This is a genomic window from Streptomyces sp. NPDC006339 (genome assembly GCF_040612775.1).
Taxonomy (GTDB): domain Bacteria; phylum Actinomycetota; class Actinomycetes; order Streptomycetales; family Streptomycetaceae; genus Streptomyces.
On record NZ_JBEXQW010000006.1, the window covers coordinates 119,205 to 140,428 of the forward strand.

At 72.7% G+C, this 21,224-nt stretch carries 21 protein-coding genes and 1 tRNA gene; 9 read left to right on the plus strand and 13 right to left on the minus strand.

What is annotated here, in order from left to right; translation table 11 throughout:
- Window position 1 precedes the first annotated feature (1 nt).
- Both ABZ135_RS06750 and ligD read right to left on the minus strand, forming a co-directional pair.
- Window positions 2-1,006, minus strand: a complete 1,005-nt coding sequence (locus tag ABZ135_RS06750; protein WP_356692518.1) for an alpha/beta hydrolase — start codon at window positions 1,004-1,006, stop codon at window positions 2-4.
- 102 nt (window positions 1,007-1,108) lie between these two features.
- Entirely contained in the window at window positions 1,109-2,128 is a 1,020-nt protein-coding gene (ligD, locus tag ABZ135_RS06755; protein ID WP_356692520.1) for a non-homologous end-joining DNA ligase, read from the minus strand.
- A 52-nt stretch (window positions 2,129-2,180) separates the two neighbouring features.
- Here ligD and ABZ135_RS06760 point away from each other — a divergent pair, with 52 nt between their 5' ends.
- From ABZ135_RS06760 to ABZ135_RS06770, 3 genes are all read left to right on the plus strand, one after another.
- Entirely contained in the window at window positions 2,181-3,239 is a 1,059-nt protein-coding gene (locus tag ABZ135_RS06760; protein WP_356692522.1) for an ATP-dependent DNA ligase, read from the plus strand.
- Window positions 3,240-3,578: 339 nt separating this feature from the next.
- The gene (locus ABZ135_RS06765) at window positions 3,579-3,833 is read left to right on the plus strand and encodes a hypothetical protein (RefSeq protein WP_356692712.1); all 255 of its coding nucleotides are present in this window, start codon (window positions 3,579-3,581) and stop codon (window positions 3,831-3,833) included.
- A complete protein-coding gene (locus tag ABZ135_RS06770; RefSeq protein ID WP_356692524.1) occupies window positions 3,725-6,025 on the plus strand; it encodes an MDR family MFS transporter in 2,301 nt (766 codons plus the stop codon). Before ABZ135_RS06765 ends, ABZ135_RS06770 begins: the two co-directional genes overlap by 109 nt.
- A 15-nt stretch (window positions 6,026-6,040) precedes the next feature.
- Here ABZ135_RS06770 and ABZ135_RS06775 read toward each other — a convergent pair whose 3' ends face one another.
- The 4 genes from ABZ135_RS06775 to ABZ135_RS06790 form a co-directional block, all read right to left on the minus strand.
- Window positions 6,041-6,496 carry a YchJ family metal-binding protein gene (locus ABZ135_RS06775; RefSeq protein WP_356692526.1) on the minus strand — a complete coding sequence of 152 codons (456 nt, stop codon included), beginning with the start codon at window positions 6,494-6,496 and terminating at the stop codon, window positions 6,041-6,043.
- Window positions 6,497-6,545: 49 nt separating this feature from the next.
- Window positions 6,546-7,139, minus strand: a complete 594-nt coding sequence (locus ABZ135_RS06780; protein ID WP_356692528.1) for a GNAT family N-acetyltransferase — start codon at window positions 7,137-7,139, stop codon at window positions 6,546-6,548.
- Window positions 7,140-7,191: 52 nt separating this feature from the next.
- The gene (locus tag ABZ135_RS06785) at window positions 7,192-8,115 is read right to left on the minus strand and encodes an aminoglycoside phosphotransferase family protein (RefSeq protein ID WP_356692530.1); all 924 of its coding nucleotides are present in this window, start codon (window positions 8,113-8,115) and stop codon (window positions 7,192-7,194) included.
- Between the two features lie 65 nt (window positions 8,116-8,180).
- A complete protein-coding gene (locus ABZ135_RS06790) occupies window positions 8,181-8,567 on the minus strand; it encodes a VOC family protein (protein ID WP_356692532.1) in 387 nt (128 codons plus the stop codon).
- A 17-nt stretch (window positions 8,568-8,584) separates the two neighbouring features.
- Between ABZ135_RS06790 and ABZ135_RS06795 the strand changes: the two genes are divergently transcribed.
- The gene (locus tag ABZ135_RS06795; protein WP_356692534.1) at window positions 8,585-9,928 is read left to right on the plus strand and encodes a 6-phospho-beta-glucosidase; all 1,344 of its coding nucleotides are present in this window, start codon (window positions 8,585-8,587) and stop codon (window positions 9,926-9,928) included.
- 58 nt (window positions 9,929-9,986) lie between these two features.
- Window positions 9,987-11,888, plus strand: coding sequence for a M64 family metallopeptidase (locus ABZ135_RS06800; RefSeq protein ID WP_356692536.1), 1,902 nt, complete (start codon window positions 9,987-9,989; stop codon window positions 11,886-11,888).
- A gap of 63 nt (window positions 11,889-11,951) precedes the next feature.
- Here ABZ135_RS06800 and ABZ135_RS06805 read toward each other — a convergent pair whose 3' ends face one another.
- From ABZ135_RS06805 to ABZ135_RS06815, 3 genes are all read right to left on the minus strand, one after another.
- Window positions 11,952-12,782 carry an SAM-dependent methyltransferase gene (locus tag ABZ135_RS06805; protein ID WP_356692538.1) on the minus strand — a complete coding sequence of 277 codons (831 nt, stop codon included), beginning with the start codon at window positions 12,780-12,782 and terminating at the stop codon, window positions 11,952-11,954.
- 72 nt (window positions 12,783-12,854) lie between these two features.
- On the minus strand, window positions 12,855-13,091 hold the full coding sequence (locus ABZ135_RS06810) for a DUF397 domain-containing protein (RefSeq protein ID WP_015037566.1): 237 nt from the start codon (window positions 13,089-13,091) through the stop codon (window positions 12,855-12,857).
- Window positions 13,092-13,958 carry a helix-turn-helix transcriptional regulator gene (locus ABZ135_RS06815; RefSeq protein WP_356692540.1) on the minus strand — a complete coding sequence of 289 codons (867 nt, stop codon included), beginning with the start codon at window positions 13,956-13,958 and terminating at the stop codon, window positions 13,092-13,094.
- 257 nt (window positions 13,959-14,215) lie between these two features.
- On the opposite strand from ABZ135_RS06815, the gene ABZ135_RS06820 reads away from it, so the two are divergent.
- The 3 genes from ABZ135_RS06820 to ABZ135_RS06830 all read left to right on the plus strand — a co-directional run bounded on the left by ABZ135_RS06820 (window position 14,216) and on the right by ABZ135_RS06830 (window position 15,895).
- Window positions 14,216-14,644: an ATP-binding protein gene (locus ABZ135_RS06820; RefSeq protein ID WP_356692542.1), complete on the plus strand. Its 429-nt coding sequence runs from the start codon at window positions 14,216-14,218 to the stop codon at window positions 14,642-14,644.
- 5 nt (window positions 14,645-14,649) lie between these two features.
- Entirely contained in the window at window positions 14,650-15,102 is a 453-nt protein-coding gene (locus tag ABZ135_RS06825) for a hypothetical protein (RefSeq protein ID WP_356692544.1), read from the plus strand.
- A gap of 67 nt (window positions 15,103-15,169) precedes the next feature.
- On the plus strand, window positions 15,170-15,895 hold the full coding sequence (locus ABZ135_RS06830; RefSeq protein ID WP_356692546.1) for a class I SAM-dependent methyltransferase: 726 nt from the start codon (window positions 15,170-15,172) through the stop codon (window positions 15,893-15,895).
- 58 nt (window positions 15,896-15,953) lie between these two features.
- Here the strand turns inward: ABZ135_RS06830 and ABZ135_RS06835 are convergent.
- Window positions 15,954-16,038 (minus strand) — tRNA-Leu (locus ABZ135_RS06835).
- Between the two features lie 166 nt (window positions 16,039-16,204).
- Between ABZ135_RS06835 and ABZ135_RS06840 the strand changes: the two genes are divergently transcribed.
- Entirely contained in the window at window positions 16,205-17,482 is a 1,278-nt protein-coding gene (locus ABZ135_RS06840) for a DUF2254 domain-containing protein (protein WP_356692714.1), read from the plus strand.
- A 54-nt stretch (window positions 17,483-17,536) separates the two neighbouring features.
- On the opposite strand, the gene ABZ135_RS06845 is transcribed toward ABZ135_RS06840, so the two are convergent.
- From ABZ135_RS06845 to eboE, 3 genes are all read right to left on the minus strand, one after another.
- On the minus strand, window positions 17,537-18,610 hold the full coding sequence (locus ABZ135_RS06845) for a sugar phosphate isomerase/epimerase (RefSeq protein ID WP_356692548.1): 1,074 nt from the start codon (window positions 18,608-18,610) through the stop codon (window positions 17,537-17,539).
- 62 nt (window positions 18,611-18,672) lie between these two features.
- Entirely contained in the window at window positions 18,673-20,049 is a 1,377-nt protein-coding gene (locus ABZ135_RS06850; RefSeq protein WP_356692550.1) for a nucleotide pyrophosphatase/phosphodiesterase family protein, read from the minus strand.
- On the minus strand, window positions 20,046-21,215 hold the full coding sequence (eboE, locus tag ABZ135_RS06855) for a metabolite traffic protein EboE (RefSeq protein WP_356692552.1): 1,170 nt from the start codon (window positions 21,213-21,215) through the stop codon (window positions 20,046-20,048). Before eboE ends, ABZ135_RS06850 begins: the two co-directional genes overlap by 4 nt.
- Between the last annotated feature and the right edge of the window lie 9 nt (window positions 21,216-21,224).

Genomic DNA, 21,224 nt, shown 5'->3' on the forward strand with positions numbered 1-21,224 from the left:
ATCAGCGGGCGACGACGCCCGGCCCGCCCGCCACCTCGGCGGGCTCCACACTCGCGCCCCCGGCCTGCCCCGCCTGGCCCGCGCTCGCGCCCCCGGCCTGCCCCGCCTGGCCCGCGCTCGCGCCCCTGGCCTGCCCCGCGGGGCCCGCGATCGCGCCGCGCTCCGCGGTGATGAACGCGAGGGCTTCCGCGACCACCTGCGGGTCCTTCAGGATGCGCCGGTGGCCGAGCCCTCGCGTGACGACCAGTCGGGCACGCTCGCCGTGCGCCCGGGCGAGGAAGCGGGCATGGGCGAGGGGGACCATCTCGTCCGCCTCGTCGTGGAACAGCAGGACGGGCGCGCCGAGGTCGTCGGGCCGCCAGTCCGCGTCCAGCCGGCGCCAGATCTCCGGCTCGCCCGGAACGATCCGGCGCTCGACGTGGCGGCGCATCGCGCCGAGCGCGTGCTCGGTGAGACCGAAGGCGCCCTGGAACCAGTCGGTGAGCAGGCTGAAGGAGCCGACGCCGGAGATGCCGACGAAGCGGCCGGTGCGCACGCCGTCGCGCAGCGCGAAGAGGGCGGCGACCACCCCGAACGAGTGCGCGAGGACGGCCTCGAAGTCGCCGTGCCGGGCGTGCAGCTCACGGATGATCGCGCGGTATTCGACGATGTTGGTGGCGCGACCGGGCGCGTCGCCGTGGCCGGGCGCGTCGAAGGCGACGGGGCTGTAGCCGCGGTCGAGCAGTTCCTCGGCGAAGGCGGCGAGGCGCGAGGCCCGTGAGGACCAGCCGTGGACCAGGAGCACCGGCCGCCGCCCGTCGCCCCAGGCGTAGAGGACGGCCTCCTTGCCGCGTACCCGGATCCGGTCGACCCGGGCGGCGGCCATCAGGCGCTGCTCGGCCGGCTGGAGGCGGGCCCGTCCGGCGGGGCGGACGAAGAGGTGGAAGACCGCGCGCCCCGCGAGGGCGGGAGCGACGCGGGCGGCGGCGTTGAGCGCGGTGCGGACCAGCAGAGCCTTGGGAAACATGCCGGATCTCCTCGATCGTCCTCGATACGAGAAAATGCTAGCACGACCGTTCGTGTTGTTTTTGGCCGAACGGCACGGCCGCGGCTCGCGACCGCGGCGCTCCTAGCCCTCCTTCTTCGCCCGGCTCGGCTGGACCCGCTTGGGCTCGCCCGGCATCTTCGGATACTCCGGCGGATAGGGCAGGTCGCCGAGACCGTGCTCCGCCTCGTCCTTGCGGGCCAGTTCGAGCAGGGACTCCAGGCTGAACCGCTCGTCGTCCATGTCCGCGTGCACGTCGCCGAGTTCGGCGTAGCGGGCCGGCATGGTGCGGATGTCGAAGTCGCGCGGCACGGCGTCGTCGACCTCGTCCCAGCGCAGCGGCGCGGAGACGGGGGCGTGCGGGTGCGGCCGCACGGAGTAGGCGGAGGCGATGGTGCGGTCGCGGGCGGTCTGGTTGTAGTCGAGGAAGATCCGCTCGCCGCGCTCCTCCTTCCACCACTTGATGGTGACCCGCTCCGGCATCCGCCGCTCCAGCTCCCGGCCGCAGGCGATGGCGGCCCGCCTGACCTGGGTGAACGTCCAGTTCGGCAGGATCGGCACGAAGACGTGCAGACCACGGCCGCCCGAGGTCTTGGGCCAGCCGCGCAGCCCGTGCTCGTCCAGGACCGCGCGCAGTTCGTGGGCGGCGCGGACGGCGTCGGCGTAGTCGGTGCCGGGCTGGGGGTCGAGGTCGAGGCGCAGCTCGTCGGGATGATCGGTGTCGTCCCGGCGTACGGGCCAGGGGTGGAAGGTGACGGCCCCCAGATTCGCGGCCCACAACACGGCCGCCGGTTCGGTGGGGCACATCTCGTCGGCCGACCGGCCGCTGGGGAAGGTGATGTGGGCGGTCGGGATCCAGTCGGGCAGATACTTCGGGGCCCGCTTCTGGAAGAAGGACTCCCCCGTCACGCCGTCGGGATAGCGCTCCAGGGTGGTCGGCCGGTTCCGCAGGGCGCGGGTGACGCCCTCACCGACGGCCAGGTAGTAGGTCACCATGTCCAGCTTGGTGTAACCCGTCTCGGGAAAGTAGACCTTCTCCGGGTTGGACACCCGTACGGTCCGGTCGCCGACCTCGAGCTCCACCGCTGCCGCCTTGCCTGCCATGCGGGTCAGCCTAGAGCTCGCCGACAACTCCCGCATACCGGACAATCTCCCCATGGACCTGCCGGTGATGCCGCCCGTGAAACCGATGCTGGCGAAGACCGTCAAGACGATCCCGCCGGGCATGCAGTACGAGGCCAAGTGGGACGGCTTCCGCGCCCTCGTCCACCGGGACGGCCCGGAGCTCTTCATCGGCAGCCGTACGGGCAAGCCGCTGACCCGCTACTTCCCCGAGCTCGCCGAGGCCCTCCCCGACCGGCTGCCCGAGCGCTGTGTCGTCGACGGGGAGATCGTCATCGCGCACGAGGGCCGGCTCGACTTCGACCGGCTCACCGAACGGATCCACCCGGCCGCCTCCCGGGTCCGGATGCTCGCGGAGACGACGCCGGCCCGGTTCATCGCCTTCGACCTGCTCGCCCTCGGCGACGAGTCCTTCCTCGACACCCCGCTCGCCGAGCGGCGGTCCGTCCTGGAGACCGCGCTGACCGGGGTCGAGCCCCCGGTCCACCTCGCCCCCGCCACCACAGACGTCACGGTCGCCGCGCACTGGTTCGAGCAGTACGAGGGCGCCGGGCTCGACGGGGTGATCGCCAAGCCGCTCGACCTGCCCTACCGGCCGGACGCCCGGCTGATGTACAAGATCAAGCACGAGCGCACGGCCGACGTGGTCGTGGCCGGATACCGCTTCCACAAGAGCGGGCCGGTGGTCGGCTCGCTGCTCCTCGGCCTCTACGACGACCGGGGCACCCTCCAGCACGTCGGCGTCTGCGCGGCCTTCACCGCCAAGCGGCGCGCCGAACTGGTCGAGGAACTGGAGCCGCTGCGCATGGACCCGCCCGACGGCCACCCGTGGGCGGCCTGGGCCGACGAGGCCGCGCACGAGTCCTCCCGCCTCCCGGGCGCGCAGAGCCGCTGGACGGGCAAGAAGGACCTGTCCTGGGTGGCGCTGCGGCCCGAGCGGGTCTGCGAGGTGGGGTACGACCACATGGAGGGCGACCGCTTCCGGCACACGGCCCAGTTCAAGCGCTGGCGCCCGGACCGCACCCCCGAGTCCTGCGGGTACGCGCAACTGGAGGAGCCCGTCTCGTACGACCTCGGCGCGATCCTCTCGTAACCCCGCCCCGGCCGTACGGAGATCGTTCCGCGCCGGCGGCGGCGTGAGATGCCCCACATCGGGTTTGCGCGACGATCGGCTCTTCTCGGCGTGTCGTGCGGGGAACTGACGAGCGATCGGACTCGCGCACCACCCCGCACCTGCGGGAACGCGCGGCGCGTCCGCGCGGCCGTCCGCACGCCTCGCCGAAGGCCGCACGCCGCTGTTGCCCGGCGGTGACGGAGCCGTCGTCGAACCGGCACCGCCATCCGGTACGTATGGAGAGGCAGAGAGGAGAGAAGCCCTCTCGCCGCCCCGACCGACCCAGCCCCGGACACAGACCCACAAGGACCGATCGTGATCGCCTCGCCCTCGCCCCTCGTCCCCGTGCCGATCCCCGACCGTGTCGCCGCGCTCATCGGCTCCTGCCTGCCGCTGCACGTGCTCCAGGCCGAGGTCGACGCCGACTGCGCGGCGCGCGAGGTGTACCGCTTCCGCGGGCCGCTGTGCGCGGAGGACCGGGCCGACCGCGAGCACGCGCTCGCCGCGCTCGCCCGGGCCAACAAGATCCTCGCGAAGCACCACCCGAAGCTGCCGGTGCGGCCGGGCTTCTGACCCTCCGGCGTTGCGCCGTTCGGGGCGCGGCCCCCGCCCCGCACCGGTTCGGGCGTACTCCGCATGCGGGACCCGGCCGCCGGTGTGAGGCTGCCAGCGTGACCACCACCAGCGAAGCAGCGCCCGCGCCCTCCGCCGCCGCGCCCCCGGTGCTCGACAGCCGCCGCCGCACCATCGTCTTCGGGACGATCATGCTCGGTGTCCTCCTGGCCGCGCTCGACCAGACGATCGTGGGCACCGCGCTGCCGACGATCGTCTCGGACCTCGGCGGCGCCGCGCACATGTCCTGGGTGGTCACCGCGTATCTGCTCGCCGAGACGGTCGCGACCGTCCTCGTCGGCAAGTTCGGCGACCTGTTCGGCCGCAAGGTGATCTTCCAGATCTCGGCGGTCGTCTTCATCACCGGCTCGTTCCTGTGCGGCTTCGCCACCAACATGACGCTGCTGATCGTCTGGCGTGGTCTCCAGGGCATCGGAGCCGGCGGGCTCATGGTCACCTCGATGGCGCTGATCGCCGATGTGATCCCGCTGCGCGAACGCGGCAAGTACCAGGGCGCGATCGGGGCCGTGTTCGGCGTCTCCACCGTCGTCGGCCCGCTGCTCGGCGGCCTGTTCACCGACCACCTGAGCTGGCGGTGGGCGTTCTACGTGAACGTGCCCCTGGCGATCCTGGTCGTCATCGCCGCCGCCCGTTCCATCCCGTCCGTACGCTCCGCGAGCCGCCCGGTCATCGACTACGCGGGCATCGCGCTGGTCGCGGCGGGCTCCAGCGCCCTCATCCTCGCGACAAGCTGGGGCGGGAACGAGTACGCGTGGGGCTCCGGCGTCATCATCGGGCTCTTCGCGGGGGGCCTGATCGCGCTCGCGCTCTTCTGCCTCGTGGAGACCCGGGCGGCCGAACCGATGCTGCCCATACGGCTGTTCCGCGACCCGGTCTTCACGGTCTGCTCGGTGCTCAGCTTCGTCGTCGGCTTCGCGATGCTGGGCGCGATGATCTTCCTGCCGACCTATCTGCAATACGTCGACGGGGACTCGGCCACGACCTCCGGCATCCGCACCCTCCCCATGGTCGTCGGCCTGCTCATCGCCTCCGTCTTCAGCGGCAACGTCGTCAGCAAGACGGGCCGGTACCGGATCTTCCCCATCGCCGGCTGCCTGGTGATGGGCGTCGGCCTCTACCTGCTGTCCCTGATGGGGCCCGCGACCGGAACCTGGCTGGAGTCCCTGTACATGTTCGTGCTCGGCGCCGGCATCGGCCTGTGCATGCAGGTCCTCACCATCGCCGTCCAGAACACCGTCGACTACGCGGACCTGGGCACCGCCACCTCGGGCGTCACCTTCTTCCGTACGCTCGGCAGCGCCTTCGGCACCGCCGTCTTCGGCACCATCTACGCCAACGCCCTCACGCCCAACCTGACGGAGGGCGTCGCCGGGGCCACGGCCGTCGGCGCACCCCTCGGTCTCGACCCGGGGGCCGTGGCCGGGGCCGCGCAGAGTCCGGCCGGTGTGCACGGGCTGCCCGAGCGGGTGGCGGCGCCGATCGTGGACGCGTACGCCGACACCCTGCACACCGTCTTCCTCTGGACCGTGCCGGTCGCGGCCGTCGGCCTCGTCGTGGCGCTCTTCCTCAAGCAGGTGACGCTCCGGGACACGGTCCGGGCGTCCGCGCCCGACATGGGCGAGGGCTTCGCCTCCCCCACCACCAGCGGTGACTCGGCCAAGCTGCTCGAACTCGCGGTCGGCCGGATCATCCGCGGGACCGACGTCCACACGGCCCGACGGATCGTCAACGCGTCCGACACGCGGCTGGACCCCGCCGGTGCGTGGGCCGTCATGCAGGTGGAGCTCTTCACCCGACTGGTGGGCCACGCCAGCCTCGGCCTGATCGCGGCGGGCCGCCGGGTCCCGCCCGAGGTGCTGCTGCCGGTCTTCGACCGCATGGTCGACGAGGGCTTCCTCACCCGGGACGGCACCCTTCTGTCGCACACACCGGCCGGCAAGCGGGAGGCCGAGGTCATCACCAGGGCCTGGGGCGACTGGCTCAGCGAGCGCGTCGAACGCGAGAGCGGCCGGCCGAGCGGCCCGGAACTGCGGGCGGCGACCGACGCGATCGCGAAGAAGCTGATCGCGGAGGACCTGGCGCAGGGACTGCCGCGGGGCGACCGGGAGACGGTGGGCGCGGGGGTGCGGTGAGGGCGACACCCTCACTCAGTCCAGGAACTCCCCGTCCACGTACACCCACGCCCCCTCGTGCCGCGCGAACCGGCTCCGCTCGTGCAGTTCTCCCGGCACCCCGGCCTGGGTGAAGCGGGCCCGGAAGGTCACCGTGCCGTGCTGGTGGAAGGCGGTGCCGTCACCGGTCTCCTCGATCTCCAGGCCCGCCCACCGCATCCCGGGGTCGAAGTCGATCGCGCCGGGCCGCGTCTCCGGCGCCCAGGTGCGCAGCAGGTACGCCTCGTCGCGGACGACGAAGGCGCTGTAGCGCGAGCGCATGAGCAGTTCGGCGGTGGGCGCGGTGGCGGGTCCCGCGTGGAAGCGTCCGCAGCAGGCGCCGTACGAGGCGGGGAGCCCGCAGGGGCACGGCGAGTCGGCGCTCACCACGGGAGCGGGCGCGGGAGCGGCGGTGCGGGCGGAACGGGCGGGGCGAGCCTTGCGTCGGGACATGGCTCCATTGTCCCGTGCCGCCGGCCGCCCGCCCCGCCGAGGTTCCGCGTCAGCGCGGGTCGCGCCACATCCCCCACAGGACCGGGCCGCCGCCCGGCAGTGCGAACTCCTCGCGCACGGTGAAGCCGAAGTGCTCGTAGACGGGGAGGTTGGCGGCCTTGGAGGACTCCAGGTAGGTGGCCTGGCCGGCCGCGTCGGCCTTCGCGAGGCCCGAGCGCAGCAGGGCGGCGCCCTGTCCCGTGCCCTGGGCGACCGGGTCGGCTCCGATGAGGGCGAGGGACCAGTGCGGGGCGCTCGGGGCGTGCGCGGCGGCGGTCTCGACGGCCTCCTTGAACAGGCCGGCGCGGTCACCGAGGATGCCGATGAGCTCCTGGATGGTCTCCGCGTCGGGAACGGCCTTCTCCTGCGCGTCGGCCGGCACCCAGAAGGCCGCGGCGGCGTCGGTGCGCTCGCACACGCCGTTGTGGAGGTACTGGCGGGTGAAGAGGGTGGAGAAGTAGCGGCCCAGGGTCGCCTCGCGCGAGGCGTCCTCGGGGAAGAACCAGCGCATCATCGGGTCGTCGTCGAAGGCCCGGGCCAGCGTGTGGCTGATCGCCGGGGCGTCCTCGAGCACTGCCGTCGTGGGCAGATTGGTTGTCGCCATGCGGACATTCTGCTCTCGACGATCTTGAACGGTGCACCGGGGGTCCCGGTGGTCACACCGTCCCGAACCAGGACTCGGCGAGCGCGCTCAGCTTCCCCTCCTCCGTCACGCCCCGTTCGCGGAGGTACCAGGGGAGGTTGCTGTAGACGTGGAGCAGGGTGTACGCGAGCGCCGTGGACGGCTCGACCGTCCGGCCGTACGCGTGGGTGAGGCGGGCCAGCAGGGCCGGGTCGCCGCGGGTGACGAACAGGCCGACGCCCACGAAGTCGTAGGCGGCGTCACCGATCATGGCCGGCTCGAAGTCGAAGAAGCCGGTGAGCCGCCAGCCGTCGGGGGCGACGAGGAAGTGCTGTTGCATGACCTCGGTGTGCAGGAGGCACGGGCGAGGGGCGCGCGGCAGGGGGACGGAGGCGAGGAAGCCGGGGATCTGCTCCAGCCACGCGGGCCCCAGTCCGCACGCCCGCTGCCGGGCCACCGCGCCGGCCCGCTGCCGGTCGACGAAGGCTCCCCAGTCGCCCGGGCCGAGGACGTCGGCCAGCGGTTCCGGGTCCAGGGCGTGCAGGGCGGCCAGCGTCTCGCCGATCTCGGTGACGAGCCGTTCGCGGTGCGCGCGCGGGACGCGGTCCCAGACCTGGGCGAGGTTCTCGCCGGGGAGCCGGGACATCAGGACGTACCGCCAGCCGTTCTCGTACGCCCCGGCGGCCCGCACCTCCGGGGTCCGCACCGGAAGCCGCCCCTCGACGTGGGCGAGCACCCGCCCCTCGGCGACGCCGTCGCGGGCGGCGGCTCCCGGGAACAGCTTGAGCACGTGCCCGTCCCCCACCGCGTACACCGGCTGCGAGCCGTCGGGGAACCGTGTCAGCGCCGCGCCGGCGAAGCCGAGGCGCGCGCAGAGGTCCTCCGCGCCGGGGCGCATCACGGTCTCGTCGGGGACGACCGCGTCCCACTCCTGGTCCGTCTCCACCGGGGGCAGCATGATCGCCACCGTAGGACGCCCGTTCGGTGGCGGCCAGCGAATTTCGCCGCGTCCGTGCGCCGCGTCTACGGTCGGTGGCGGAGCGGGTGGTCCGCCGGGACCTCCACGACCGCGATCCGTACGCCGTCCGGGTCGGCGAGCCACATCTCGATCAGGCCCCACGGTTCGGTGACCGGTTCGCGCAGCACCCGGACGTCCGTGCCGCGCAGTTCCTCGCGGGCCGCGTGGACGTCGGCCACCTGGAGCCAGAGCCGGAGTTCGGGTTCGGGCGGCGCGGTGGCGGCGCGGCCGGAGAGTTCGAGGAAGCCGCCGCCGAGGAAGTAGACGGTGCCGCGGTCGGGGCCGGTGCCGAACTCGCGGTAGACGGCGAGGCCGAGGGTCTCGCCGTAGAAGCGGCGGGAGCGTTCGGGGTCGGTCGGGCGGAGCAGGATCCTGCTGCTCAGTACGTGCATCCGAGTAGCGTACGAGCATGAAACTGACGATTCTCGGAGGCGGCGGATTCCGGGTGCCGCTCGTGTACGGCGCCCTGCTCGGCGACCACGCCGAGGGACGGGTCACTCATGTCACCCTGTACGACCTGGACGCCGGGCGGCTGTCGGCGATCGCCCGGGTGCTCGCCGAGCAGGGCGCGGGGGTGCCGGACGCGCCGGTGGTGAGCGCGACGACGGATCTGGACGAGGCGCTGCGCGGCGCGGACTTCGTCTTCTCCGCCATCCGGGTGGGCGGGCTCGCGGGCCGGGCCGCCGACGAGCGGATCGCGCTGGCCGAGGGCGTGCTGGGGCAGGAGACGGTGGGCGCGGGCGGCATCGCGTACGGGCTGCGGACCCTGCCGGTGGTGACGCACATCGCCCGGCGGATCGCCGAACTCGCCCCGGACGCCTGGGTCATCAACTTCACCAACCCGGCCGGCATGGTCACGGAGGCGATGTCGCGGATCCTCGGCGACCGGGTGATCGGCATCTGCGACTCGCCGGTGGGGCTCGGACGGCGGGTGGCGCGGGTGCTCGGCGCGCGCCCGGACGAGGCGTGGATCGACTACGTGGGCCTCAACCACCTGGGCTGGCTGCGGGGGCTGCGGGTCGGCGGACGTGACATACTGCCGCGGCTCTTCGAGGACGACGCCCTGCTCGGCTCCTTCGAGGAAGGGAAGCTTTTCGGGACGGAGTGGCTGCGGTCGCTCGGCGCGATCCCCAACGAGTATCTGCATTATTACTACTTCAACCGCGAGGCGGTCCGGGCCTATCGGGAGGCGGAGAAGACGCGGGGCGCCTTCCTGCTCGACCAGCAGTCCGGCTTCTACGAGGAGATGGGCAAGCCGGACACGCCCGCGCTGGCCGCCTGGCGGCGGACGCTCGCCGACCGCGAGGCGACCTACATGGCGCACAACCGGGAGGCCGCCGGCGTCGGTGAACGGGCCGACGAGGACCTGGAGTCGGGCGGCTACGAGAAGGTGGCGCTGGCGCTGATGCGGGCCGTCGCGCGCAACGAGCGGGCCACGCTGATCCTCAACGTCCGCAACCGGCACACGCTGTCGGTCCTGGACGCGGACGCGGTGATCGAGGTGCCGTGCTTCGTCGACGCGGCCGGCGCCCATCCGGTGTCGGTGGAGCCGCTGCCGTCCCACGCGGTCGGTCTGGTGACGGCGGTGAAGGCGGTGGAGCGGGAGGTGCTGGCCGCGGCGGAGAGCGGTTCGCGGGCGGCGGCGGTGCGGGCCTTCGCGCTGCATCCGCTGGTCGACTCGGTGACGGTGGCCCGCCGACTGGTCGAGGGCTACACGGCCGAGCACGCCGGACTGGCCTATCTCCGTCGCTGAGATGGACGGCTGACGAACATCTTTACGGCGTCGGGAGCGCGGCCTAGGCTCGCGCCCCATGACTTCACAGCGACGCAGGGGTGTTCGACGCGGAGTGGCCCGGCTTGTCGTGGGCTGCCTGCTGGCCGCGGGACTCGTGAGCACGGGGTCCGCGGCCGCGGGCAGTCCGGCCACCGCCGAGTCGGACGGGGCGACCGTGGTGCCCGTCCAGACGACCGGTCCCGCGGACCGGCGGTTCAACCTGGTGGTCATGGGCGACGGGTACACGGCCGAGGAGATGCCGGAGTTCCGGGCCCACGTGGAGCGGCATCTGAGCATGCTGTGGAGCATCGAGCCGTTCGCCTCCTACCGCTCGTACATCAATGTGTGGGCGGTGGAGATCCCGTCCCGCGAGTCGGGCGTGGACTGCGACCCGGGGCTCGACGCGCCGGCCCGCGACACCGCCCTGGACATGGGCTTCTGGGGCGGCTGCAACGCCGCCGGCGTGCAGCGGCTGCTGACCGTCGACGGCGGCAAGGCCGCCTCCTTCGCCGACCTGGTGCCCGGCACCGGCCGCGCGAACCGGCAGATCGTGGCGCTCGCGAACAGCACGACCTACGGCGGCGCGGGCGGCAGTTACGCCACGGCCTCCGGCGGCAACGCGCTGTCGGCGCTCATCACCCCGCACGAGATCGGGCATTCGCTCGGCGGGCTCCAGGACGAGTACGACTACTACGCGCGCGGGGTGCCGGGCGGCGCGTACACGGGCGGGGAGCCGTCCTCCGTCCACCACACCCTCCTGACGGAACGCCAGATGCGGGAACAGCGGGCCAAGTGGTGGCGCTGGCTGGGCGAGGAGAGCGAGTCGGGCGGGGTCATCGGCCGCCACGAGGGCGGCCTCTACAGCACCACGGGCGTCTGGCGGCCCAGCCGCCACTCCCTCATGAAGACGCTGGGCTACGCCTTCGACCAGGTGGAGCGCGAGGTCATGGTGCGGGCGATCTCGGCCAAGGTGGACCTGGTGCAGGCGCACACCCCGAACACGGCGCCGATCGGGGCCGACCGTTCGGTGTGGGTGGACACGATGCACCCGGTGGGCGGTGAACTCGCCGTGGAGTGGCGGCTCGACGGCCGGCTGCTCGACACCCGTGGCGCCCGCACGGTCGACCTGCGGTCCCTGGATCTGCCCCGGGGCCGTACGCACACGCTGACGGCGAAGGTCACGGACCCCACGCCGTTCGTGCGGGATCCGGCGGTGCGGGCGTCGGCCGCCCTCACCCGTACGGTCGCCTGGACGGTGAACCCCGCGCTCACCACGCGGCGGGAGGAGGTCGCGCCGGCCTTCACCGGGCACACCTCGACGGCCTCTCCCGTCGGCGCCCGTTCGGTGGTGCACGCGGACACCACTCACCCGGTGCGCGGGACGGTCGCGGTGCGCTGGCGGCTCGACGGGGAGACGGTGCCGAACCCGGGCAACGACCGCGACCTCGATCTGCGGTCGCTGCGGCTCTCCCCCGGCAGCCACACCCTCACGGCCGGCATCCCGGGCAGCGGCGCGGAGTTGAGGTGGACGGTGGACGCGCGCGCCGCCTCCGCCGCGTACGAGCTGTCGCCTCCGCTGCGCACGGTGCACCGGCCGGGGCAGCCGGTGGAGTACGTGTACGACGGGGAGTTCACGATGCGGCTGACCGCGCGGGACGACCGGGAGGGCGCGGTGGTGAGCCAGTTCCGGGTGGACGGTGACGGCTGGTACACGTACTACGGCTGGCCGACCGACGCCTCGGCGCCGTTCCGCTTCTCGCCCTCCGGCACGGTGATCGACGATCTCGTCTACGGCAAGCTGGGCCGGAGCAGGGCCGTCCCGTGGGACGACGCCACGCCCGACTACGGCACGCACACCGTGGAGTACCGGACGATCGACGCGGCGGGGAACGTGAGCCCGGCCCGGAGCTTCCTGGTGACGCTGGTCAGGCCCGAGTAGGCGTACGAACGAGGAGGGGCCCGCGGAGTCGTCCGCGGGCCCCTCCTCGTCCGTACGGGATCGTCAGCGCTTGCGTCCGACCGCCGCCCAGCCCGGAATCGGGTCGTCGCCCTGGACCGGTACGGGCTCGCCCAGCTCCGGGTGCCACTCGGCGGTGAGGGACACGCCGGGCTCGACCAGGTCGAGGCCGTCGAAGAACGCGGCCAGCTCCTCGCGCGAGCGCGGCCGCAGGGTCAGGCCGCGTGCCTTGTACATGGCGGCGGCCTTGGCGGCGCCTTCGGGGTCGAAGTCGCCGGTGACGTGGGAGAGCACGAGGTAGCTGCCGGGGGCGAGCTTGTCGACGATCTTGGCGACCAGCTCGTAGGCACCGTCCTCGTCGCCGACGAAGTGGAGCAGGGCGAGCATCGACAGCGCGATGGGCTGGTCGAAATCAAGGACCTTTCCGGCCCTTTCGAGGATCACCTCGGGCTCGCGGGCGTCCGCCTGGATGTACTCGGTGGCCCCTTCCGGGGTCGAGCGCAGCAGCGCGGCGGCGTGCGCGAGCACGATGGGGTCGTTGTCGCAGTAGACGATCCGGGCCTCCGGCGCGGCCTCCTGCGCGATCTGGTGCAGGTTGGGCTCGGTGGGGATGCCGGTGCCGATGTCCAGGTACTGCCGTATGCCGTTGGCGCTGAGCCAGCGGATGGCGCGGTGCATGAAGGCCCGGTTGACCCGGGCCATGTCCCGGCCCCGGGCGTCGACGGTGAGGAGCTGGCGGGCCATCTCCTCGTCGACGGGGTAGTTGTCCTTGCCGCCCAGGAACCAGTCGTACATCCGCGCGGGATGCGGCTTGCTGGTGTCGATCCGCAGGTCGCTGCGCAGTTCGCTGCGTACGGACGCGGGGTCCTGGGTCATCGGCTCTCCTCGGCGGGACGACGGTGGCGCTTACAGCAAGAGTTACGCGATGTGAGGGCGGGGACGGAAGGTTCAGGTGAGCAGGAAGTCAGCCTGGCCTGATTTGGCCCCCTGGATGAAGGCGGCGATCTCTCCGTGGGTGTAGATGAGCGCGGGTCCCTCAGGGTCTGCGGACTGTCGCACGGCGACTCTGCCGTCGGCCAGCTTCATGGCCTCCACGCAGTTGCCCCCGTTCCCGCCGCTCCACGGCTTGTGCCAGCCCTCGGCACCGAGCTCGGCGGCGGGCATGCCGTTGTATATGCGATCCATTCACAGCTCCTTGCGGAGATTCCGGAGAATCTCCTTCGTGCGTTGTGCAGTCGCGGCCTGGGCCGCCATGCGGTCCATGACCTCGAGGTGGGAGGCCACCTCGGGGCGCGCGTCGAGGTAGACGGCGCCGGTCAGGTACTCGCTGTAGACCATGTCCGGGAGTTCGGGCATGGCGAAGCGGAAGAGGACGAACGGTCCGTAGGTGCCGGGGTGGTGGCCGGACGCGAACTCCGCGATCTGCAGGGTGACGTTCGGCAGCTCCGACGCTTCGAGCAGCCGGTCGAGCTGGTCGCGCATCACTTCGGGCCCGTGGCCGACCGGTCGGCGGAAGACCGTCTCGTCCATGATCACCCAGAACTTGGGCGCGTCCTCCCTGGTGAGCAGGGACTGGCGCTCCATGCGGAGGGCTACATGCCGGTCGATCTCCTCGGCGTCGTTGCTGCCGCCGACGGCCCCGCTGCGCAGAATGGCACGGGCGTAGTCCTCGGTCTGGAGCAGACCGGGGACGAACTGGGGCTCGTAGGCCCGGATGAGGCTCGCCGCCCCCTCCAGGCTGACGTACATGGAGAACCAGCCGGGCAGCACGTCGTGGAAGCGCTGCCACCAGCCGGGCAGGTTGGCCTCCTCCGCGAGGGCGACGAAGCCCTCCGCCTCGGAGTCCGTGATGCCGTACGCCTTCAGCAGGAGCTGGACGTACGGGATCTTCAGCGCGACCTCGGCGGTCTCCATGCGCCGGATCGTGGCCGGGGCGACCCGCAGGATCCTGGCGGCCTCTTCCCGCTTGAGGCCGGCCCGTTCGCGCAGATCCTGGAGACGCTTGCCGAGGACGACCTGTCCCACGGTGGGGGCGGACCGCGGCTCGCTCACTTAAGAAGACCTCCCCGACGCGCTGTTTCGACGAGTGTGCCATGAACACGGCCAGAGAGAACACAGCACTCTGCATTTTTCAGAGTGCCGCTTGCCAAGTGTCCGACTCAGGAGCAGAGTATTCCGATGAACCAGTACGCATGCCGCCGTGCGCTTCGAGGCGGAGGGATGCGTACGGCACTGCTGCCCACTGTTGTGAGGATCCGGTCGTGGCTTCTGGTAACGCGCACTCCTCAGGTCTCATGAGTCCCCGCGTCATGCCCCAGCGCCCACGGCCCCACACCGACGTCCGCCGCTTCGCCTTCGAACTGCCCGCCCGCACCGAGTCGGTCGCCCGCGCCCGGCGGCTCGCGGAGGAACGGCTGATCCTCTGGGGCTGCGGCCCGGACATACGCGACACGGTCGCGCTCGTCGTCTCGGAGCTGGTCACCAACGCCGTCGTGCACACCGCGAGCGCCCGGGTCGTCTGCGAGCTGCGCGAGGGCGAGGAGCGGCTGCGGATAGCCGTGCGCGACGAGGGCGGTCCCGCGGGACCGCGCATCCGCGACTGCGGCGAGGAGGAGCGCGGCCGGGGCCTCATCCTGGTCGACGCCCTGGCCAGCGCCTGGGGCGCGGACCGCACCGGCCACGGCACCGCCCAGATCGTGTGGGCGGAGCTCGCCCACGGCATGGGAGAGCCGTGCTGAGGTCCATGGCGACACTGCTGCTCCCGCGCGCCCGCAAGAGCCCCGGGAACGCCTCCCGGAATCCGCTCTCCCCCGCGGCACCGGTCGAGCCGGCCGCCGTGACCCGCCTCTTCGTGCCCGTCGACCTCCCGACCACCCTGGGCTGCGACGCGGTGGGCGTCCCCGCCCGCTACGGCTTCCGCATCCTGTCCCGGCTGCCCGCGAAGGGCTGCGTGTACGCCGACAGCGACTGGTGGTGGTGGCTGGTGCCGTCCGGCTCCGACCTCGACCTCACCTGGCCGCTGCCGGCCTGCTACGGCCCGGGCGCCGTGATCCCCGACCGCAGGCCCCGGCTGATCCACCACCCCGACGGCGACTCCCCGTACACCCCGCCCATCCCGCTCTACCTGCTGATCTGCCAGCTCACCGGGATCGCCCCGGCGTGGACCGTGCCTCCGCAGGTGCGCAGCCCGCTGTGATCGCCATGACCGGCCGCGACGCACGGAACTCCTGGCCCGCCCGCTCCCCGGGCCGTAGGGTCGGGGCATGTTCTCCCCCGAGGGCCCCACGCTCCGCGAGCTGACCCGTCAGGCGCTGTCGTCGGTCGAGCACGGCTACGACCTGCTCGCGGACAAGTTCGACGCCACCCCGTTCCGCACCTCGGACCGGCTGCTCACCGCGGTCGCCGAGACCTTGGACCCGCTCGGGCCCTTCGACTCCGGCCTGGACGTGTGCTGCGGCACCGGCGCCGGTCTCGGGGTGCTGCGGTCGGTGTGCGCGGGACGGATCACCGGGGTCGACTTCAGCGCCGGCATGCTCGCCGAGGCCCGCCGCGCCCACCCCACCGCGACCCTCGTACGGGCCGACGCCCTGGCCCTCCCCTTCGCACCCGCCTTCGACCTGGCCGTCAGCTTCGGCGCCTTCGGCCACTTCCTGCCGGCCGACCAGCGCACCCTGTTCCGCCAGGTCCACGCGGCCCTGCGCCCGGGCGGCGTCCTCGCCTTCCCGCTGCCGGCCCCGCCGCCGGTGGGGTCCGTCCCGTACTGGACGCTGTGGGGCTTCGACGCGGTGATGCGGGTCCGCAACGCTCTGTGGCGGCCGCCCTTCGTCATGTACTACCGGACCTTCCGCCTCGCCGACGTCCGCTCCCGCCTCCAGGACGCCGGCTTCCGCGTCGAGCTGCTCCCGGTCCGGTCCCTGGGCCTCCGGGACGACGGCAGCCCGCACTGCCGGCTGGTCGTGGCGCGCAAGGCCGAGGACGCGGCCTTCTGAGGTCCTGAGCGCGCAAACGCGGAAGGACCCCGACATGTGTCGGGGTCCTTCCGTACGGTGTCCGAGGGGGGACTTGAACCCCCACGCCCGATAAAGGGCACTAGCACCTCAAGCTAGCGCGTCTGCCATTCCGCCACCCGGACGAGGTGTCGTGTCGCTCGGGTGTTCCCCGCGGCGACATGGATAACTCTACCAGGGGTTCGAGGTGGCTTTCACCAGCGTTTCCCGTGGTCAGTGGGGGCGGCTGGGCCTAGCCTGCGCCAGGTGAGCCACCTTTCCCCCGCCGCCCTCCCCTACCGCAGGCCCCGGATGCTGTCACCGCTGCGGGAGCACCTACGGGACACCTTCTGGTTCGCGCCGGTCGCGGCCATGGTGGCGATCTGCGTGCTGTGGTGGGCGTGCGCCGACCTCGACACGAAGATCGTCGAGGTGCTGCGGGAGGAGGGCGAGTACGAGGTCGTCGGCGACCTGGCCGGGATCGCCGAGGACGCGAAGACGGTCGTGACCACGGTCAGCTCGGCGATGATGACCTTCATCGGCGTCGTGTTCTCGATCTCGCTGGTGGCCGTGCAGATGGCCAGTGGGCAGTTCAGCCCGCGCGTGGTGCGGATCTTCGTCCGCAGCCGCATCACCAAGGCGACGCTCGCGGTCTTCCTCGCCACCTTCCTGCTGTCACTGCTCGTGCTGACCTCGTACGAGAGCGAGACCGATCCCCGGCTCGTGACGTCCGTTCCCCTGCTGCAGTCGATCCTCACGCTGGTGATGGTGGGGCTGAGCCTGCTGCTCTTCGTGGCGTACGTGAACTCGACGCTGCGGCTGATGCGGGTGGGACACGTGGTGGACCGGATCGCCTGGGAGTCGTTCCGGGTGCTCGCGAAGACGCCGTCGTACGAGGGTGGGGGCGCCGAGCTCGGGCCGGTGACCGGGCACGTGGTGCACCGGGGGCGGGCCGGGGTGCTGCGGGACGTGAACGTGGCGCGGCTGGTGCGGGCGGCGCGGCGGCACGGTCTGGTGCTGCGGCTGCTGCCGCGGATCGGGGACTTCGTGGTGCCGGGCACGCCGATCCTGGCGGTGCACGGCGGGGCGGCGCCGAAGGGGCTCTCGTCCTCCGTGTCGGTGGGGATCGAGCGGACCTTCCACCAGGACCTCGGCTTCGGGCTGCGGCAGCTCGCGGACATCGCGCTGCGGGCCCTGTCGCCCGCCGTGAACGATCCGACGACGGCGGTGCAGTGCCTGGACCGGATCGTCCAGCTCCTGGCGTCGCTCGCCCGCCGGCCGCTGGGCGCGGTGGCGTACCGGGACGGGCGGGACGGCCGCGGGGCGGTGCGGCTGGTGCAGGACGTGCCGGGGTGGGTGGACCTGGTGGATCTGGGGTTCGCCGAGATCCGGGGCTGCGCGGTGGGCAGTCCGCAGGTGTCGCGGCGGATGCTGGCGGGGCTCGACGACCTGCTGGCGCTGGTGCCCGAGGACCGCAGGGAGCCGCTGCTGCGGCACCGTGTGCTCCTGACGGAGCTGGTGGAGCGCACGGTGCCGCAGGCGGCGGACCGGGCCTTCGCCCTGGAGGCGGACCGTCAGGGGATCGGCTGACGGGCCTCCGGGGGGGGAGAACGGAGGGGCCGGTCCCGGGTCAGTCCTTCTCCCTCAGTCCTTCTCCCTCAGGGAGTGGAGGTGGGCGCTGGAGCGGCGGGCGAAGGAGAGCGAGTCGACCGGGTTGTCGCGTTCGGCCTGCCAGTGGTGGCCGGGGCGGCCGTGGTGGGTGCGGGTGACCTCGGAGATGAAGCGCCGGTAGTCGATGTCGCCGTCGCCGACGTCGGTCATGCGGTAGCCGTAGGGGACGGCGGAGTCGTCGCGGTCGCCGTCCTTGACGTGGAAGAGCGGGAAGCGGTGGGGCTGGGCGAGCACGTAGTCCAGCGGGTCGAAGGGGGCGGGGGTGCCGTCGGGGCGGCGGGAGTAGCGGTACTGGCCGACGTAGGCCCAGTAGACGTCCATCTCCAGGTGGACGAGCTCGGGGTCGGTCTCGGCGAGGAGGACGTCGTAGAGGCGGACGTCGGGGCGGTCGGTGGCGAAGGAGAACTCCTCGGAGTGGTTGTGCTGGTAGAACTTCATGCCGCGCGCCTTGGCGGCGGCACCGAAGCGGTTGAACTCCTCGGCGCAGTGCTTCCAGCCGTCGACGGTGGCGCCGTAGCGCCACGGGCCGGAGGCGGTGCCGATGTGCGGGAGCCCGAGGGCGGCGGCGTCGTCGAGGACGCGGTCGAGGTTCTGGGCGAAGGTGTAGGCCCGGGGGTCGGCGGAGTAGTAGCCGACGTGGCTGCCGATCCCGCGCAGTCCGTGGTCGGCGGTGAGGCGCTTGAGCTGGGCGAGGGTGATCGGGCCGGCGGAGCCCTGGGTGTAGCCGGCGAACTCGACCTCGTCGTAGCCGTAGCGCTGGAGCTCGGCGAAGACGGCGGCGAAGCCGAGGGTGGAGACCTTGTCGCGCAGCGAGTAGAGCTGGATGCCGAGGCGGCCGGGGGGCAGGACGGGGCGGCCGTGGCCCTGGCCGCGTTCGGCGGGGTCGGCGGCGGAGTCGGAGGCGGAGGCGGTGGCCTGCGCGGGGGCGGCGGTCGCGCCGAGGAGGGCGGCGGCGGTCGCTCCGGCGGCGACGCCGAGCATGTTCCGTCTGCTGAGGCGGTGGGAGAGCTCGGCGTCAGCGGGGGTCCGGCGGGAGGTGCGACTCATCTGTGGATAACTCCTTGGTCGTCTGTTTCGTCTGCTGTACTGATCCGGCAGGCGGGCGCGGGTCAGGACAGGCCCGCCAGGCCGAGCAGCAGGGCTTTCACATCGGTGGCCGCGACGCGGCCGGGTACGGCTCGGGGGGTGGAGCACAGGATGAGCGGACCTTCGTCCTCGCTCGCGGGGAGGCGGCCGTGGCTGCCGCGAAGAGGTGACGGGTCGAGGGGCACGACCGCCATGCGGTAGCGCATGCCGATCTTCTTGCGGGCGATCGCCGTGGCCGCCTTGAGCCGTACGTACGGGTCGAGCGGGTCCATGAGGAGTTCGGCCGGGTCGTAGCCGGGTTTGCGGTGGATCTCGACCAGACGGGCGAAGTCGGGGGCCCGGGCGTCGTCGAGCCAGTAGTAGTACGTGAACCAGGCGTCGGGTTCCGCGAGGGCGACGAGTTCGCCGGAGCGCGGGTGGTCGAGGCCGTGCTCCTTCTTCCCGGCGTCGTCGAGGAGCCGGTCGAGGCCGGGGAGCCCGGCGAGTGCGGCGCGGGTCGCTTCGAGGTCGGCGGGGCGTCGGACGTAGACGTGGGCGATCTGGTGGTCGGCGACGGCGAAGGCCCGAGAGGCCATGGGGTCGAGGTATTCCATGCCGTCCTGGGTGTGCACCTCCAGGAGGCCGGCGCGGCGCAGGGCGCGGTTGATGTCGACGGGGCGGTCGGCGCGGGTGATGCCGTATTCGGAGAGCGCGACGACGGTGCGGCCCTCGGCGCGGGCGTCGTCGAGGAGGGGGGCGAGGGCGGCGTCGAGTGCGGTGGCGGCGCGGTGGGAGCGCGGGTCGTCGGGGCCGAAGCGCTGGAGGTCGTAGTCGAGGTGGGGGAGGTAGGCGAGGGCGAGGTCGGGGCGGCGGGTGCGCAGGACGTGGCGGGTGGCGTCGATGATCCAGCGGCTGGAGACGAGGTCGGCGCCGGGGCCCCAGAAGTGGAAGAGGGGGAAGGTGCCCAGGGCCGTGGTGAGTTCGTCGTGGAGTTCGGGGGGCCGGGTGTAGCAGTCGGGTTCCTTGCGGCCGTCGGCGTAGTAGACGGGGCGCGGGGTGACGGTGATGTCGGTGTCGGCGCCCATGGCGTACCACCAGCAGATGTTGGCGACGGTGTAGCCGGGGTGGGCGCGGCGGGCGGCGTCCCAGAGGCGGTCGCCGTGGACGAGGCCGTTGTGCTGGCGCCACAGCAGGACGTCGCCGAGTTCGCGGAAGTACCAGCCGTTGCCGACGATGCCGTGTTCGGAGGGGAGGGTGCCGGTGAGGAAGGTGGTCTGGGCGGTGCAGGTGACGGCCGGCAGGACGGTGGACAGGGCGGCCTGGGAGCCGTCCCGGGCGAGGGCCCTCAGGTGGGGCATGTGGGGCAGCAGCCGCGGGGTGAGGCCGACCACGTCGAGGACGAGGAGCGGGGTGGGCGTCATGGGAGTTCCTTGAGGCCGAGGTCGGTGAGCAGGTCGCGGGCCAGGGTGAGTTCGGCGGCGATGCCGTCGGCGAGCCGGGCGCGGGTGCGGGGGCGCCGGTCGGGCGGGAGGGCCTGCCAGGTGTAGGTCTCGACCTCCAGGTGGCGGGTGCGGGGACGGGGGCCGCCGACGAGCAGGGCGAGGGTGTCGCGCAGGACGGGGAGGGTGGAGGTGAGCGGGGGCGCGGGCGGGGCGTGCAGGGGGACGTGGAAGTGGGCGCGCCAGGGGGTGGAGTCGGGCAGGGCGTCGCCGGCGAGGGCTTCGGGGAGGTCGTCGGTGCCGCGCAGGCCGGCGGCGGTGAGGGTGCGGGTCTGGTGGAGGAAGCGGGGTTCGGCGAAGGCGGCGAGGGCCGACCGGACCTCGGGGAGATGGGGGTGTTCGGCGTGCAGGGCGGCGGAGAGCTGGGCCTTGGGGACGGTGATGCCGGCGGCGTCGAGGGCTGTGAGGGCGGCGTGGGGGTCTTCGAAGGAGGTGGCGAGGTGGCAGGTGTCGAGGCAGACGCCGATGCGGGGGCTGGCGACGGCGGTGAGGGGGCCGATCGCGTCGGCGACGGTCTCGACGGTGCAGCCGGGTTCGGGTTCGAGACCGACGCGGACGGAGCGTCCGGTGAGGTCCTCCAGGGCGTCGAGGCGTTCGGCGAGGGTGGTGAGCGCGCCGCGGGCGAGGTCGGCGGCGCGGTGGTCGAAGGGGGTGCGCCAGGCGATCGGGAGGGTGGAGACGGATCCCTCGGTGACGTCGTCGGGCAGGAGGGCGGCGAGCAGCCGGGCCAGGTCGGTGGTGTGGGCGAGGCGTTCGGGGCGGGTCCAGTCGGGCTGGTAGACGCGGTGTTTGACCTCGTCGGCGCCGAATCCCTCGTAGGGGAAGCCGTTGAGGGTGACGACCTCAAGGCCGCGCCGGTCGAGGGCGGCGCGCAGGGTGCGCAGGGCGGCGGGGTCGGCGACCAGGGCGTGGGCGGCGTCGCGGGCGAGCCAGAGTCCGATGCCGAGCCGGTCGCGGCCGAGGCGGCGGCGGACGGGTTCGCAGTGGTCGCGGAGCTGGGCGAGGACGCCGTCGAGGGTCTCGGCGGGGTGGACGTTGGTGCAGTAGGCGAGATGCACGGTGGAGCCGTCGGGGTGGCGGAAGCGCATGGCCGGCTC